The organism is Gordonia sp. NPDC003429 (assembly GCF_053588575.1).
Map to the genome: position 1 here is coordinate 494,544 of NZ_JBSFQF010000001.1, position 15,602 is coordinate 510,145.

13 protein-coding genes are annotated in these 15,602 nt (G+C 66.9%); 10 read left to right on the forward strand and 3 right to left on the reverse strand.

What is annotated here, in order from left to right:
* Positions 1-108 precede the first annotated feature (108 nt).
* From ACWDSI_RS02315 to ACWDSI_RS02355, 9 genes are all read left to right on the forward strand, one after another.
* Positions 109-1,752, forward strand: a complete 1,644-nt coding sequence (locus ACWDSI_RS02315; protein ID WP_449755541.1) for an amidohydrolase — start codon at positions 109-111, stop codon at positions 1,750-1,752.
* Entirely contained in the window at positions 1,749-2,864 is a 1,116-nt protein-coding gene (locus ACWDSI_RS02320; protein WP_449746194.1) for an ABC transporter ATP-binding protein, read from the forward strand. The genes ACWDSI_RS02315 and ACWDSI_RS02320 overlap by 4 nt, the downstream gene beginning before the upstream one ends.
* Positions 2,861-4,060: a polyamine ABC transporter substrate-binding protein gene (locus tag ACWDSI_RS02325; protein ID WP_449755542.1), complete on the forward strand. Its 1,200-nt coding sequence runs from the start codon at positions 2,861-2,863 to the stop codon at positions 4,058-4,060. The genes ACWDSI_RS02320 and ACWDSI_RS02325 overlap by 4 nt, the downstream gene beginning before the upstream one ends.
* Positions 4,057-5,916: an ABC transporter permease subunit gene (locus tag ACWDSI_RS02330; protein ID WP_449755543.1), complete on the forward strand. Its 1,860-nt coding sequence runs from the start codon at positions 4,057-4,059 to the stop codon at positions 5,914-5,916. Before ACWDSI_RS02325 ends, ACWDSI_RS02330 begins: the two co-directional genes overlap by 4 nt.
* 92 nt (positions 5,917-6,008) lie before the next feature.
* Positions 6,009-6,833, forward strand: a complete 825-nt coding sequence (locus ACWDSI_RS02335) for an SDR family oxidoreductase (RefSeq protein WP_449755544.1) — start codon at positions 6,009-6,011, stop codon at positions 6,831-6,833.
* 63 nt (positions 6,834-6,896) lie between these two features.
* Positions 6,897-8,165 (forward strand): acyl-CoA dehydrogenase family protein, encoded by a 1,269-nt coding sequence (locus tag ACWDSI_RS02340; RefSeq protein WP_449746190.1) that lies wholly within the window; start codon positions 6,897-6,899, stop codon positions 8,163-8,165.
* Positions 8,159-9,211 carry a phosphotransferase family protein gene (locus tag ACWDSI_RS02345; protein WP_449755545.1) on the forward strand — a complete coding sequence of 351 codons (1,053 nt, stop codon included), beginning with the start codon at positions 8,159-8,161 and terminating at the stop codon, positions 9,209-9,211. The genes ACWDSI_RS02340 and ACWDSI_RS02345 overlap by 7 nt, the downstream gene beginning before the upstream one ends.
* Positions 9,208-9,909, forward strand: a complete 702-nt coding sequence (locus ACWDSI_RS02350; RefSeq protein ID WP_449746188.1) for a TetR/AcrR family transcriptional regulator — start codon at positions 9,208-9,210, stop codon at positions 9,907-9,909. Before ACWDSI_RS02345 ends, ACWDSI_RS02350 begins: the two co-directional genes overlap by 4 nt.
* Before the next feature lie 10 nt (positions 9,910-9,919).
* Positions 9,920-10,339, forward strand: coding sequence for a VOC family protein (locus tag ACWDSI_RS02355; protein WP_449755546.1), 420 nt, complete (start codon positions 9,920-9,922; stop codon positions 10,337-10,339).
* A gap of 25 nt (positions 10,340-10,364) precedes the next feature.
* Here the strand turns inward: ACWDSI_RS02355 and ACWDSI_RS02360 are convergent, their stop codons facing one another.
* Together ACWDSI_RS02360 and ACWDSI_RS02365 are read right to left on the reverse strand one after the other, a co-directional pair.
* Positions 10,365-11,876 carry a class I adenylate-forming enzyme family protein gene (locus ACWDSI_RS02360; protein ID WP_449755547.1) on the reverse strand — a complete coding sequence of 504 codons (1,512 nt, stop codon included), beginning with the start codon at positions 11,874-11,876 and terminating at the stop codon, positions 10,365-10,367.
* Between the two features lie 115 nt (positions 11,877-11,991).
* Positions 11,992-12,951: a phosphotriesterase family protein gene (locus tag ACWDSI_RS02365; protein WP_449746185.1), complete on the reverse strand. Its 960-nt coding sequence runs from the start codon at positions 12,949-12,951 to the stop codon at positions 11,992-11,994.
* Positions 12,952-13,155: 204 nt separating this feature from the next.
* Here ACWDSI_RS02365 and ACWDSI_RS02370 point away from each other — a divergent pair, with 204 nt between their 5' ends.
* Positions 13,156-14,115 (forward strand): L,D-transpeptidase family protein, encoded by a 960-nt coding sequence (locus ACWDSI_RS02370; protein WP_449755548.1) that lies wholly within the window; start codon positions 13,156-13,158, stop codon positions 14,113-14,115.
* Positions 14,116-14,189: 74 nt separating this feature from the next.
* Here the strand turns inward: ACWDSI_RS02370 and ACWDSI_RS02375 are convergent, their stop codons facing one another.
* On the reverse strand, positions 14,190-15,590 hold the full coding sequence (locus ACWDSI_RS02375; RefSeq protein WP_449755549.1) for a class II fumarate hydratase: 1,401 nt from the start codon (positions 15,588-15,590) through the stop codon (positions 14,190-14,192).
* Between the last annotated feature and the right edge of the window lie 12 nt (positions 15,591-15,602).

Consider the following 15,602-nt stretch of genomic DNA (forward strand, 5'->3'; position numbering starts at 1 on the left):
TGTTGCATGGATATTAAGAATCCGTTGTTCGGGTAGACCGATACAACGAAATCCGTGACGATCGATGCCAGATAGTTCGGATTTCGTGAGTGAAGGGTATCGATCGCGTTGGCACGACTCCCCGACACCGTGTTCCACTCGGGGCCGGTTTTCGACGGGTTTCGCCTGCTGGAGGGCGTGGCCGTCGGCGTGCGCGACGGCCGCATCATCGCGGTGGGAGACCGGGCGCGTGTGCGCGCCGATCTCCCGCACGCCGACGACTTCGATCTGGCCGGGCGCCTACTGCATCCCGGCTTCACCGACGCCCACATCCATGCGCTCTCCGGCGGCGTCGACCGCAACGCCTGCGATCTCACCGGCGCCACCGACGCCGAATCCACCCTGGCCGCGATCGCCGCCTACCCGGCAGGCACCGACCGGGACTGGATCGTCGGTTCCGGCTGGACGATGAGTCATTTCGACCGCGGGTGTCCCACCGCCGCCGCCCTCGACTCCGTCGTCGCCGACCGTCCCGTCTTCCTGCTCAACCGCGACCATCACGACGCGTGGGTCAACACCCGCGCGCTGGAACTCGCGGGGGTGGACGCACAAACCCCCGACCCGGCCGACGGTCGCATCGAACGCGACGCCGCCGGCCACCCGACCGGCACCCTGCACGAAGGCGCGATGGACCTGGTGGGACGGCTGGTTCCGCCCACCGACCGCGACGAACAGACACGCGGACTCGCCACCGCGCAGACCTACCTGCATTCGCTGGGCATCACCGGCTGGCAGGAGGCCATCGTCGGCGACTATCCCGGCATGGCTGATCTGGACACCGCGTACACCTCTTTCCTGCAGGCGGGTCTGCTCACCGCGGACGTGGTGGGCGCCGCCTGGTTGCCCCGCGACCTCGATCTCGCCGGTGTCGAGGCACTGGTCGCCGGATTCGCCGCCACCGCCGCGGCCACCGAAGGCCGGCGCTGGCGGATACCCGCGGTCAAGATCATGGTCGACGGGGTGGTGGAGAATCAGACCGCCTCGATGTCGCAGCCGTACTGCGGGTGCGCACCCACCGCGCTGGGCCTGTCGTACTTCGACCCCAAGGTGCTCACCGAAGCCGTGATCGCCTGCGACGCAGCCGGACTCGACCTGCACTTCCACGCCATCGGCGACGCCGCGGTGACCACCGCGCTCGACGCCATCGAGGCCGCGCGGGTGGCCAACGGCATCACCGCCGGACGCCACCACATCGCGCACGTGCAACTCGTGGTGCCGGCCGACATCCCCCGCTTCGCCCGACTCGGGGCGACGGTCAACATGCAGGCGCTCTGGGCGCACAACGACGACGCCATGGTGAGCCTCATCCGGGCGGCCGTCGGCGAGGAACGCTACCGCTGGCACTACCCGTTCGGGTCCCTGCACCGCTGCGGGGCGCAACTGGCGATGGGCAGCGACTGGCCGGTGACCACGCCCGACCCGTGGGCGGCGATCTCGGTGGCCGTCACCCGCACGTCGCCCAGCGACGACACCGACCCGCCGCTGCTGCCCGACGAGGCACTCGACCTGTCGACCGCCCTGGCCGCGTACACCAGTGGGTCGGCGCGAATCAACCGGCGCAAGACCGCGGGTGTGATCCGTCCCGGCGCGTCCGCGGATCTGGTTGTCGCCGACCGCAATCCCTTCGACCACCCGCCGCAAGACCTGTGGCAGACCGGCACCGATCTCACCGTCGCCGACGGCACCATCGTTCACGAGAGGACACCCACATGACCGCAGTCGACGCGCCCGCCCCGACGCAATCGGCCCCACCCACCAAGGGCGCCATCTCGCTGAGTGGCATCACCAAGGTCTACGACAACGGCTACGTCGCCGTCACCGACATCGATCTCGACGTCGCCGCAGGCGAATTCGTGTCGCTGCTCGGACCGTCGGGCTGCGGCAAGACCACGCTGCTGCGCATGATGGCCGGATTCGAACGTCCCACCAAGGGCGACATCACCCTCGACGGCACCTCCATCGTCGACGTCCCGCCGGAACGGCGACCCATCAACACGGTGTTCCAGTCGTATGCCCTGTTCCCGCACATGACGGTGGCGCAGAACGTGGGATTCGGTCTGCGCCAACGCAAAGTGCCCAAGAAGGAGATCGGCACCCGTGTCGCCGAGGCACTCGAACTGGTGCAGATGACCCGCTTCGCCGACCGCAAACCCGCGATGCTCTCCGGCGGCCAGCAACAGCGCGTCGCGCTGGCCCGCGCCCTGGCCAACCGGCCCGACGTGTTGCTGCTCGACGAGCCGATGAGCGCGCTCGACCGCAAACTGCGCGAAGAGATGCAGATCGAACTCAAACTGCTGCAAAAGGATCTCGGCACCACCTTCGTGTTCGTCACGCACGATCAGGAGGAGGCGTTGTCGATGAGCGACCGCATCGTGGTGATGAGCGAGGGTCGCATCGCCCAGATCGGCGACGGCAGAGACGTGTACGCGGCGCCGGTCAACCGGTTCGTCGCCGACTTCGTCGGCAAACAGACGTTCTTCGACGTCACCGGCGGGTACATCGACGGACGTGTCGAGACCACCGACGGGGCGTTCGCCGCCACCGGTGACATCGACGACGTCACCGGCGAACTCGTGGTGGCGGTACGACCCGAGGCCATCTGGTTCGTCGACGACGACACCGCCGTCGACTCGGGCGACAACGTGGTGTCCGGTGTGGCCGAAGGGGTCTCGTTCCTCGGCGACTTCACCCAGGTGGTGGTGACCACCGACGCCGGCACCGAGGTGCTGGTGCGCGGGGCCACCCGCAACTTCCCGCCACTGGAGGAGGGGCAGCACGTCACCTGCACCTTCGCCAAGGCCGACACCCGGGTGTACGCGAAATGAGCCGACGAGACAACCACGGCGGTGGCAACCACGGCGCGAGCGCCGTGACGGTGAACGCGCTGGTGCCGCGGGCATCCGTGGCGCGCATCACCCGACGCAGCTTTCTCGCCGGGATCGGTGTGGCCGCAGCGGGAGTGGCCGTCTCGGCATGCGGCGGGTCCAAGACGATCGCACCGTCGGCCCCGCTCGGCGACAGCGTCGAGAGCCAGCTCAACTACTACAGCTGGGGCGACTACGAGGACCCCGGCGACCTCGACGGATACCGCAACAAGTTCGGGGTGCGCCTGCAGGTCGACTCATTCGGCTCCAACGAGGAGATGATCGCCAAACTCGCCGCCGCCCGCGGCACCTCCGGATACGACGTGGTGGTGCCCACCGGCGTGTACATCCCGCAGATGGTGCAGCACGGCCTGCTCGACGAACTCGACCACGCGCTGATCCCCAACCTGGTCAATCTCGAGGAGCGGTTCTTCAACCCGCCGTGGAACCCGATGTCACGGCACGCGGCGTGTAAGGACTGGGGCACAACGGGATTCATGTACCTCAAGTCGCTCACCGACCGCACCCCGACGTCGTGGAAGGATTTCATCGACCTCGCGACCGGACCGGCCCGCGGCAAGGTGAGCGTGGTGGAGGACCCGTGGGAGGTGGTCTCGATCGCGATGGGCGCGTTGAACATCAACCCGAACACCACCGACCCGAAGGATCTCGACGCCGCCCGCACCATTCTGCTCAACCAGCTCGCTCCGACGGTCCAGGGCTACAACTCGTCGATCACGTCGGTGGTCTCCGGCGGCGCCTACAGCCTGCTGCAGGCGTGGAACGGCGACGCGCGCCTCACACTGATGAACGAGAACGATCCGGACCGGTGGGGTTTCGTCTACCCGCTGCCCACGGCGAACCTGTTCGTGGACAACTTCGCGATCGTGCACGGCACCCAGCATCCGCGTGCCGCACACGAGTTCATCAATTACATGCTCGACCCCGAGGTGAGCTTCCGGGAGATGGAGTACATCGGGTATCAGACGGGAGTGAGGGGGATGGCGGAGAAGGGCAAGGCCGCCGATCTGCCGTTCCCGGAACTGTTGTTCCCGTCGGACGAGATCGTCGATCGTCTGGTGTCGGCCAACGTCGACTCCGCCACCCAGGAACGCACCGAGATCCTCAATCAGATGCAGGCGAGGAGTGCCCGATGACCGTCACCATGGACCCGCCGGCCGGAGCCCCGAAACACGCCGCACCCGATCCGGATCCGATCGAGACCCCCAAACCACCACTGCGGCAACGTCTCTTCGGTGTCGGGGGTCTCACATTCCCGGCCTGGGCCTACCTGCTCTTCTTCTTCGTCATCCCGCTGGCGCTGGTGATCTGGTACAGCTTCGGCTACAAGCCCGACCAGTTCACCACGTATGCCACCGACCAGCTCTCCTTCGGACGCTACAGCGAGGCGTTCGGTGCCGATTACCGGTCGACGTTCTGGAACACACTGGGCATCGCGGTGACCGGTGTGGTGCTCGCGCTGCTGATCGGCATCCCGTTCGCCTACTGGCTGGCGGTGAAGTCCGCCGCCCGCCGTCGTCCGATCTATCTGGCGCTCATCATCATTCCGTTCTTCACCAACTTCCTGGTGCGCACCATCGGCTGGCAGATCACGCTGGCCCCCTCGGGATGGCTGTCGGGGTTGATGCAGAGTATGGGGCTCGGCGAACTCGGCGTCCTCTACACGCGCACCGCGGTCCAGATCGGCGTCGTGTACAACTACCTGCCACTGATGATCTTCCCGCTGTTCGTGGCGATGGACCGCGCCGGACTGTCGCTGCGTGAGGCCAGCCGCGACCTCGGCGCCAATCGCTGGACCACGTTCTTCCGGATCACGCTGCCCCTGGCCTCCCCGGGCATCGTGTCCGGCTGCCTGCTGGTGTTCATCCCGCTGATGGGCGACTACGTCACCCCGGCCGTCCTCGGCGGCGCCAAGGGCACCATGGCCGGCCAGATGATCGCCGCCCAGTTCGAGACCGCGCAGAACTGGGCGCTCGGGTCGGCGATGACCGTGTCGCTGATGGTGATGGTGCTGCTCTGCGTGATCCTGGTCGGGCTCGTCATCAGGGTGGTGGCCCATCTGCTCGACACCCGGGTGTTCAACGTGCCCGCACCCGAGACCGGCGCCGACTCACCCGGACCGCTGCCGCCGCTGACGATGAAGCCCCTGCGCACCACCCGTGACTGGTACACGATCGCGATCAAGGTGTGGGCGGTGATCGTCTACCTGTTCCTGTTCCTGCCGATCCTGGTGATCGTCGCCTACTCGTTCAACACCGGCCGGGTGCTGGCCTCCTTCGAGTCGTTCGGGTTCAGCGCCTACTCCGACGCCGTCACCAACGACACCATCGTCCGCACGGTGGTGGTGTCACTCGAGGTGGGCATCCTCTCGGCGTTGCTGGCCACCATCCTCGGGTCGCTCGCAGGGATCGGTATCGGCATCTCGCGCCGGCCGCGCTGGTGGTCGATCGGCCTGCTCGCCCTGCTCACCGTCACGCTGGTGACACCCGACATCGCCGACGCCGTGGCGTTTCTGCCCTGGTACGTGACCCTGGGCGTCGACGCCGGGCTTTCTCCGTTCAACAACGGCCTGGTGCGCCTGGTGATCTCGCACGCGGTGGTGTCGATGGTGGTGGTGACCTTCATCGTCCGCGCCCGCGTCGCCGCGCTCGACCCGGCATTGGAGGAGGCCGCGGCGGATCTGTACGCCTCGCCGCTCTCCCGCCTGCGGCACGTGATCCTGCCGGCCGCGATGCCGGGCATCTTCGCGGGCATGATGCTGGCCTTCACGTTCAGCCTCGACGACGTCGTCATCTCGACGTTCGTGCAGCAGCCCGGGTACACACCCTGGCCGGTGTACATCTTCTCCAGCGTGCGGGTGGCGCTGAAACCCGAGGTGGCGGCGATGTCGACGCTGATGCTGCTGCTGACGCTGGTGGTGCTGGCGTTGAGTGCGCTGGTACTGCGCCGCAGCGGTGAGGACTCGAACTCGATGGCCAAGATGCTCGGCTGAGGCAGAAGCCTGGGTCGAGAGTCTCATCGGTCCGCCCTCGGGGGGTAACGTGAACGCTTGAACCTGAAACCGGATTCAAGTACGTTTCTCGTATGAATATCGACGGCACCGTGGCCATCGTCACCGGTGCGGGCGGCGGCATCGGCGGGGCACTCACCCGAGCTTTCGTCGCGAACGGTGTCCGGGTGGTGGCCACCGACCTCGACGAGCAGGCGGTGTCGGCGACCGCTGCCGCCATCGATCCGACAGGGCAACGGGTCGCGGCGCTCGCGGGCGACGCCGGGTCGGCCGAGCACATCGATGCCGCGATAGCGCTTGCCGAGTCGCGATTCGGCCCCGTCGACATCTACGTGGCCAACGCCGGCATCGGCGGACGCGCGGGTCTCGAGGCGTCGGACGCCGACTGGGATCTCGCCCTCAACGTCAATCTGTTGGGCCACGTCCGTGCCGCGCGCCGGTTGGTCCCGGAATGGGTGGGACGGGGCAGCGGCTACTTCATCTCCACCGCATCGGCGGCGGGCCTGCTCACCCAGATCGGTTCGGCCGTCTACGCCACCACCAAGCACGCGGCCGTCGGATTCGCCGAATGGCTCAACGTCACCTACGGCGACGCCGGAGTGCGGGTGAGCTGCCTGTGCCCGATGGGTGTGGACACCAAACTTCTTCGCCCCGAGGGCGGCTCCGACGATCCGGGGGAGGTGCTGATGCAACGGGCCGTGGAGTCCTCCGGACGCGTCCTCGACGCCGACGAGGTGGCCGAGGTGGTGCTCGCGGCGATGCACGACGAACACTTCCTGATCCTGCCGCACCCCGAGGTACTCGACATGTACCGGCACAAGGGCGCCGACTACGACCGCTGGCTGCGCGGCATGCGCCGCTACCAGCAGTCGCTGCTCGCCGTCGGCCCACAATCCTAGAAACCCCACCACAGTCTTGGAAACACCACAGTCTTGGAAAACCCACCACCGCAAGGAGATCCGATGAGTCTGTTCGAGATGTCGCCGCGCGCCGAAGAATACCGGCAACGCCTGCTGGCCTTCATGGACGAGTACATCTATCCCAACGAGGCGCTGTTCGCCCAGCAGGAACGCGAACTCGACAACCCGCACGGCAATCCGCCCATCCTGCTCGAACTCAAGCAGAAGGCCAAGGCCGACGGGCTGTGGAACTTGTTCCATCCGCACAAGGAGTGGGGTCCTGGCCTGACGAACCTCGAGTACGCACCGCTCGCCGAGATCATGGGGCGCGTGGTCTGGGCGTCGGAGGTGTTCAACTGCAACGCCCCCGACACCGGAAACATGGAGGTGCTTACACTCTTCGGCTCCGACGAGCACAAGGAGCGCTACCTCAAGCCGCTGCTCGACGGGGAGATCTCGTCGGCCTTCGCGATGACCGAACCGGCCGTCGCCAGCTCCGATGCCACCAACATCGAGATGTCGATGGTCCGCGACGGTGACGAGTACGTCCTCAACGGCCGTAAGTGGTTCGCCTCCAACGCGGTTCGTCCGGACTGCAAGGTCCTCATCGTGATGGGCAAGACCGATCCCACCGCACCCACCCACCGCCAGCAGTCGATGATGGTGGTGCCCACCGATGCCCCCGGCGTCACCATCGTGCGCAACCTGCCGGTGTTCGGCTACACCGACCGGGAAAGCCACGGCGAGCTGGTCTTCGAGAACGTGCGCGTGCCGGCGAAGGACGTGCTCAAGGGAGAGGGCGAGGGCTTCGCCATCGCGCAGGCCCGCCTCGGGCCGGGCCGAATCCACCACTGCATGCGCACCATCGGCATGGCCGAGCGGGCGCTGCAACTGTTGTGTGAGCGTGCCGTCGACCGCGTCACCTACGGTGAGCCGCTGTCCAACCGCGCCAACATCCAGGATTGGATCGCCGAGTCGCGCATCGACATCGAGATGGTGCGCCTGCTCACGCTGAAGGCGGCGTACATGATGGACACCGTCGGCAACAAGGAGGCGGCCACCGAGATCGCCGCCATCAAGGTCGCCGCCCCCAATGTGGCGCTCAAGATCATCGACCGCGCCATCCAGGTCTACGGCGGAGCCGGCGTCACCGACGACGTCCCGTTGGCCATGGCCTACGCCCACATTCGCACCCTGCGACTGGCCGACGGCCCCGACGAGGTGCACAAGCGGGCCATCGCCCGACGCGAACTGCGACCCTACCGGCACGGTAAGCCCGCCCCGGAGACCGTGGCAGGCGTGTCCGATCAGGCGCTGGTGTCTCGGTGGTGAGCACGACGGCGCAGGGTACCTCGATTCCCGAAGTGGACACCACAGCACTTCGGGAGTGGTTGCGCACCAACGAAATCGACATCGACGACGAGTTCGGGTGCGTCCGCGTCGGTGCCGGACAGTCGAATCTGACGTATCTGCTGCGCGACGCGTCGGGCCACCGGTACGTGCTGCGTCGACCACCCGTCGGTCACCGGCTCGCCTCGGCCCACGACGTGGTGCGGGAGGCGCGGATCCTGTCGGCGCTGGCGCCCACCGACGTTCCGGTGCCCACGGTGTTCGGTGTGTGCACCGACGAGTCGGTGGCGCCGGTCCCGCTGGTGGTGATGGAGTTCGTCGACGGGGTGGCCCTGGACAAGCGGGAGACCGCCGAGGCCATGCCGATGGACGTGCGGCGCGCGGTGGGCACGTCGATGATGCAGACCCTCGCGCACATTCATGCCGTCGACCTCGAGGCGACCGGTCTGATCGATCTGGCCAGTCACAAGCCGTACGCGCAGCGACAGCTCAAACGGTGGAGTGCGCAGTGGGAACAGTCGAAGACCCGGGAGATCCCCGAACTCGACGCGCTGACCCGCCGCCTCGCCGACAATATCCCCGAGCAGCGCGAGATGTCGCTGGTGCACGGCGATTTCCACATCCGGAACGTGATGGTGGATCCGGCGAGCGGGGAGGTGCGCGCGGCGCTGGACTGGGAGCTGTCGACACTCGGCGATCCGCTGGCCGACATCGGCAGCACCCTGGCGTACTGGCCCGAACCCGGGGAGGAGATCCCCGGCCGCTTCTCGGTGGAGACCATGCCCGGTTTTCCCACCCCCGCCGACGTGCGCGACGACTATCTGCGGATCACCGGACGCGACCCGCAAGCGCTCAAATACTGGCACGCGCTGGGACTCTGGAAGGTGGCGATCATCGCCGAAGGCGTGTTGCGCCGGGTGCGCGACGACGCCACCAACCGGGCGGCGAGCGGTGTGCCGACCGACGCGGTGGTGGATCGTTTCGTCGCCAAGGCCACAGCGGTGGCCGACTCGGCGGGATTGGTGTGAGCACGCAGCCGCTGCCCGACAGCGCACTCGCGGTCCCGGCGCTGGTACCCGATGCCGTCGACCGCAAACCGCTCACGGCCCGCGGCGAGCGGACCCGCACCGCGCTGGTCGACGCGGCCCGCCGCATCTTCGAACGCGACGGCTTCGCCGATTCCCGGCTCACCGACATCACCGCCGAGGCGAACTGTTCGACGGGATCGTTCTACACCTACTTCGACAGCAAGGAGGAGATCCTCGACGCGGTACTCGCCCAGGCCCATCAGGACATGCTCCATCCGGGCCTGCCGCACGTCGAATCCGATTCCGACGACGACCCGACGGCCGTCCTCGCCGCCGCCAATCGTGCCTATTTCGAGGCATATCGGCGAAACGCCGGCCTTCGGCTGGTGCTCGATCAGGTGTCGTCGACGATGCCGGAGTTCCGCGAGAAGCGGCGCCGACGCAGCATGGTGTTCGTCGAACGCAACGCCCGCCACATCCAGGAGTTGCAGGACCGGGGTCTCGCCGACCCCGAACTCGACCCCATCGCCGCCGCGGGAGCGCTCTCGGGCATGGTGTCGCGCATGGCATTCCAGGCATTCGTGGTCGGCGACCCCGACGCCGATCCGGACGACGACGTCGATATCGACGCGATGGTGTTCACCGCAACTCGTCTGTGGGTCAACGCACTCGGGCTCGGGCCGACGCGTCGGGCGTAGCATCGCGATCATGTCCCTGAGTGTGGCGCGCCTCGATCACCTGGTGCTGAACTGCCGTGACATCGACGTCACTGCCCGCTGGTACCAAAGGGTTCTGGGGATGCGCGTGGAACGATTCGGTGCCGAGATGCGGACAGCCCTACGCTTCGGGGAGCAGAAGATCAACCTGCGACCGGCTTCCCGCGAGGGTGACGATCCGGGATGGGTGAGCGCGCGGGTGGTGGCCTCCGGGTCGGAGGATCTGTGTTTCGTCATCGCGTCGGCGACGGCGACGGAGGTCGGTGATCACCTGCAGCGTTGCGGAGTCGAGATCACCGAGGGGCCGGTGACACGAACGGGTGCGCTCGGTTCCATCGTCTCGCACTATTGCCTCGATCCAGACGGAAACCTCATCGAGATCGCGGTCTACCCGGCAGACCGCGCCGAATGAGGTGCACCCGGCGCGGTGAGCGGGTTCATGCAGTGGCCGTGAGCCCTTCCCGGTCGATGGCCCGCTTGAGGATCTTGCCGGTGGCGCCCTTCGGTAGCGCTTCGACGAACTGGAACACGCGCGGCACCTTGTAGGCGCTGAGGTGTTCCTTTGCCCAGCTGCGCAATTCGTCGACGTCGAGGTGGCTTCCCGGTCGTGGCGTGATCACGGCGGCGATCTCCTCGCCGTAGTGGTCGTCGGGGATGCCCACGACGGCCACCTCCACGATGTCGGGATGCTCGTAGAGCACCTCCTCCACTTCGCGGGGGTACACGTTGTATCCGCCGCGGATGATGAGATCCTTTGCGCGGTCGACGATCCGGACATCACCGTCGGCGTCCATCGAGCCGAGATCCCCGGTCTTGAGCCAGCCGTCGCGCAGTTCGGCCGCGGTGGCGTCGGGGCGGTGCCAGTAACCCTTCATCACGGTGGGACCGGAGATGAAGATCTCGCCGACGGTGTCGGCCGGCACGACGTGTCCGTCGGGATCGCGCACCTCGATGGTGAAACCGGGCAGGGCGGGACCCACGGTGCCCACCTTCGGTGGACTCGCGAGGTCCCGGAAGGTGGCGGTGCCCGCGGTCTCGGTGAGTCCGTATCCCTCGAGTATCGCGCACCCGAACTTGTCGGCGAAGGCACGGATCACCTCGCCGGGCATCGAGGCGCCGCCCGAACAGGCGAGCCGGAGATCGACGAAATCGCCTGGCGCGTAACCCTCTCCGGCGAGCAACATGGCGTTCCACATGGTCGGCACACCGCAGGCGATCGTGATGTGCTCGTCGCGCAGACGATCCATGAACACGGTGGGGGAGAACGGGGAGAGCAGCGAGAGGCTGCATCCGCTCGACAGCGCGGTGTGCATCACCACCGCCTGACCGAACACGTGGAACAGCGGCAACGCGGTGGCCCACCGGTCGTCGGCGGTCATCTGCAGGGACTGGCGGAAGGTGATGGGCACCGCGTTGATGTTCGCGACGGTGAGTTCGGCGCCCTTCGGCCGGCCGGTGGTTCCCGAGGTGTAGAGCAACACCGCGTCGTCGTCGTCGGAACGTTCGACGTACTCCGCGACGGGCTCGTTTCGAAGGTCGCGGTCGGCGGGCGTCACCTCGACGAAGCCGAGTCCTTTCTCCTCGGCCACGGTGCGCGCATGCTCCGCGCACCCGTGCCACGCGACGATCAGCGACGCCTCCGAATCGTCGACCACATAACGGATCTCGGACGGGGTGGACATCACGTTCATGGTGACCACGGTGGCGCCGACCGTGTGCAGCGCATAGTAGGTGATCGCGAAATCGGGTACCGACGGTGCGATCAGCAGGACGCGATCACCCGGTTGCACGCTATGGCCCTGGTGGTCGGGATCGCGGTAGCGGGCTGCGGCCCGCGCGATATGCGTGCGCAACTGGCCGTAGTCGAGTACGTCGGCGCCGTCGCGGATGGCGATCCGCTCCGGCGTGTGTGCGGCGATGCGCCACAGGTCTGCGACAACACTGCTCATGGCTCGATGTCCTTCTCGGTCGGGGTGATCGGGGCGCGCCCTGTGATGCGACGTGGCCCTGTGATGCGACGTGGCCCCGTGATGCGACGTGGCACTGTCATTCGAAGTTGCCCTGTCATTCGAAGTAGCGGCGGGGGACGTCGACGAGCATGGTGGTGATGTCGGCGTCGCTGACGCCCCGTTCGCGCAGCGCGGGCAGCACGTCCTCGCTGATGTGGCGGTAGTTCCACTTCGGGACGGCCTGCTTCTTGGCCTCGGGATCGAACCAGTCGATGAAGCAGGAGGCGTCGTGGGCCAGTGCCATCCGGTCGGCGTAGCCCCTCTTGGCGAGTTCCACGACGGTGTTGATGCGGTCCTCGAAGGGCAGCAGTACGTCGAGGCCGAAGCGGTCCATGCCCAGGATCGACCCGGCGTCGGCGATCTTCATCAGATAGTCGAGGTCGGTCGAGTCACCCGAGTGCCCGATGACGACCTTGGAGAGGTCCACGCCCTCCTCGTCGAGCACCCGCTGGGCGACGAGACCCGATCCGGTGTGCGGGTTGGTGTGCACCGTGATCGGTGCCCCGGTCTGCACGTGGGCCTGTCCGACGGCGCGCATCACGCGCTCCACGCCGGGGGTGAGGCCCGGTTCCTCGATGGCGCACTTGAGGAACGCCGCCTGCACGCCGGTGTCGGCGATGCCCTTGGTGAGGTCGCGCACGAAGTAGGTGACGAGCGGCTCGTCGACGTCGAAGAGCAGTCCCGGACCGGTGTAGTGGAACTGGAAGGGAATGTCGTTGTAGGTGTAGAGGCCGGTGGCGACGATCAGGTTGAGGTCGATCTGCTCGGCGATGCGCTGGATACGGGGGATGTAACGGCCCAGGCCGAGGACCGTCGGATCGAGGATGGTGTCGATGCCCAGCGACTTGAGTTCGGTCAGGTCGCGCACCGCTTCGGCGATCTTCTGATCCTCGTCCCAGTCGTATTGGTAGTTCTCCCGGTACTCCTCGCCGAGGACGAAAACGTGTTCGTGGACCAGGACGTTGCCCAGGGCTGCCGAGTCGACCGGACCTGTGACTGTGTTGACGATGCTCACTGCGTTCCCTTCGCGCTGTTGCCGGACATCACACCCGCCGACGGTTGTGCTGTACATCACGTGCTGCAGAGAGAGATTAGTTGAGACTGAGTTCAAGTTCAATGGGCACGTCATGGGATCAGTACCGCACCGTGACCATGCCGAGACTTACGCACTCTTGCCTTTTGTCACACTGGTGTGGTGCAGAAGTTACTGATGAGGCGAATGAGACTGTTGGTACTAGTGGTGCTCGCGGTGATGGCTGCGATCGCGGCGGGTACCGGCCAGGCGCTCGCCGCGCCGGGAACGACCACCACGCCCACCACACCGGTCACGCCGAGCGTGTCGGGCGTGCCGCAGACCGGCATTCCGCAGCTCGACGAGATCCTGAACAAGCTGGCCGGCACCGGGTCGTCGGAGCCGGGGGGCACCGCGGGCGACAGCAGTCAGCTGATCGTGGTCACCGCTCCCAAGGCCTCCGACACCACCGCGACGCTCACTGCGTTCGAGCGCGGCACCGACAACACGTGGAAGACGGCGATCGGGCCGACCAAGGCATTCCTGGGTGCGCAGGGGATGGGCGAACCCAAGGACAACGTGCCCCGCACCCCGGAGGGCACCTTCGCTCTCGACCAGGCGTTCGGGCGACAGGCCAATCCGGGCACCAAGATGCCGTACTTCCAGGCGACCCGGGAGGATTGGTGGGACTCGAACATGAAGTCCCCGACCTACAACACGCATGTGCGACAGGCGAAGAGCCCCGGCGGCGACAGCGAGAACCTGTACGACTCGGGTCCGGTGTACGACTACGCGGTCAACATCGCACACAACCCGCAGCGGGTGCCGGGCAAGGCGTCGGCGATGTTCTTGCACGTGACCAACAACGAGCCCACCCAGGGCTGTGTGGCGATCGACCGGGAAGACATGCGCAAGGTGCTGACGTGGCTCGATCCGGCCAAGCACCCGAAGATCACCATCGGCGTCAACGCGTCGGCCCCGACCGGCAGCGGGCCCTCGACCACCACGCCGCCGACCACCACACCGCCGACCACCACCCCTCCGCCCGGGGGTGCCTCGCCGGCGCCGTCGGTCCCGGGAGTGTCGGACATCCTCGGGGGCGGAGCGCTGACCGATCTGCTCACCCAGCTGGTCAACCTGCTGCCGGGGCTGCTCGGAACCAAATAGCGACCGCTCATGAGTCTGTGCCGTATTTCGGTGTCACCAGGTGACACCGAAATACGGCACAGTGGTTAAACGGCTCAGCGCTTGTGGTCGAGGTTGGCCATCTTGAGCACGTCGAGCCGGGAATCGAGTTCCGCCTCGCTCAGCTTGTCCGGCACCAGCCCACGGTCGAGGACGGTCTGCCGAATCGTCTTGTGTTCCTTGAGGGCCTGCTTCGCGACGGCGGCCGCCTCCTCGTAGCCGATGGCGCTGTTGAGGGGTGTGACGATCGACGGTGAACTCTCCGCGAGGGTGCGCAACCGTTCGGTGTTCGCTTGCAGCCCGGAGATACAGCGGTCGGCGAACAGTCGCGACACGTTGGCGAGCAGCTTGAGCGATTCGAGCACGTTGCGCGCCATCATCGGGATGTACACGTTCAGCTCGAACGCGCCGTTGCCCCCGCCCCAGGTGACCGCCGCGTCGTTGCCGATGACCTGTGCGGCCACCTGTGTGACGGCTTCGGGCAGAACGGGATTGACCTTGCCGGGCATGATCGAACTGCCCGGCTGCAGGTCGGGCAGGTGGATCTCGGCGAGGCCGGTGAGCGGTCCCGAACCCATCCAGCGGACGTCGTTGGCGATCTTGGTCAGCGAGACGGCGATGGTCTTGAGCACTCCGGACAGTTCCACCAGGCCGTCGCGGGCGGCCTGGGCCTCGAAGTTGTTGGTGGCCAACGTGATCGCGTCCACATCGGTCAGCCTGACGAGCTCGGCGACCACCTTGCTGCCGAAGTGGTCGGGGGCGTTGAGTCCGGTACCCACCGCGGTGCCGCCGATCGGGACCTCGCCGACGCGGGGCAGCGCGGCGAACAACCGCTCGATGCCGGCCTCCACCTGACGGGTGTACCCGCTGAACTCCTGCCCGAGGGACACCGGCACGGCGTCCATCAGGTGGGTGCGGCCGCTCTTGACCACGTCGCGCCACTCCTCGGCCTTGGCGAGCAGTGCGAGCCGGAGATGGTCGAGCGCGGGGATCAGATCGGTGACCACGGCCTCGGTGGCCGCGACGTGGGTGGCGGTGGGGAACGTGTCGTTGGACGACTGCGACATGTTGACGTCGTCGTTGGGATGCACGGTGACGCCGTTGGCCGCGGCGATCGAGGCGATCACCTCGTTGGTGTTCATGTTGGAGCTGGTGCCCGAGCCGGTCTGGAACACGTCGATGGGGAACTGGTCGTCGTGGCGGCCGTCGGCGATCTCGGTGGCCGCGGCGACGATCGCGTCGGCCTTGGCCGGGTCGAGTAGGCCGAGGTCTTCGTTGACCCGTGCGCATGCCGCCTTGAGCAGTCCCATGGCGCGGATCTGGGTGCGTTCGAGGGGACGGTGGCTGATCGGGAAGTTCTCGACCGCGCGCTGGGTCTGTGCGCGCCACAGCGCGTCGACGGGAACCTTGACCTCGCCCATCGTGTCGTGCTCGATGCGGTACTGCTGTTCGGTCATGGCGTGCCAATC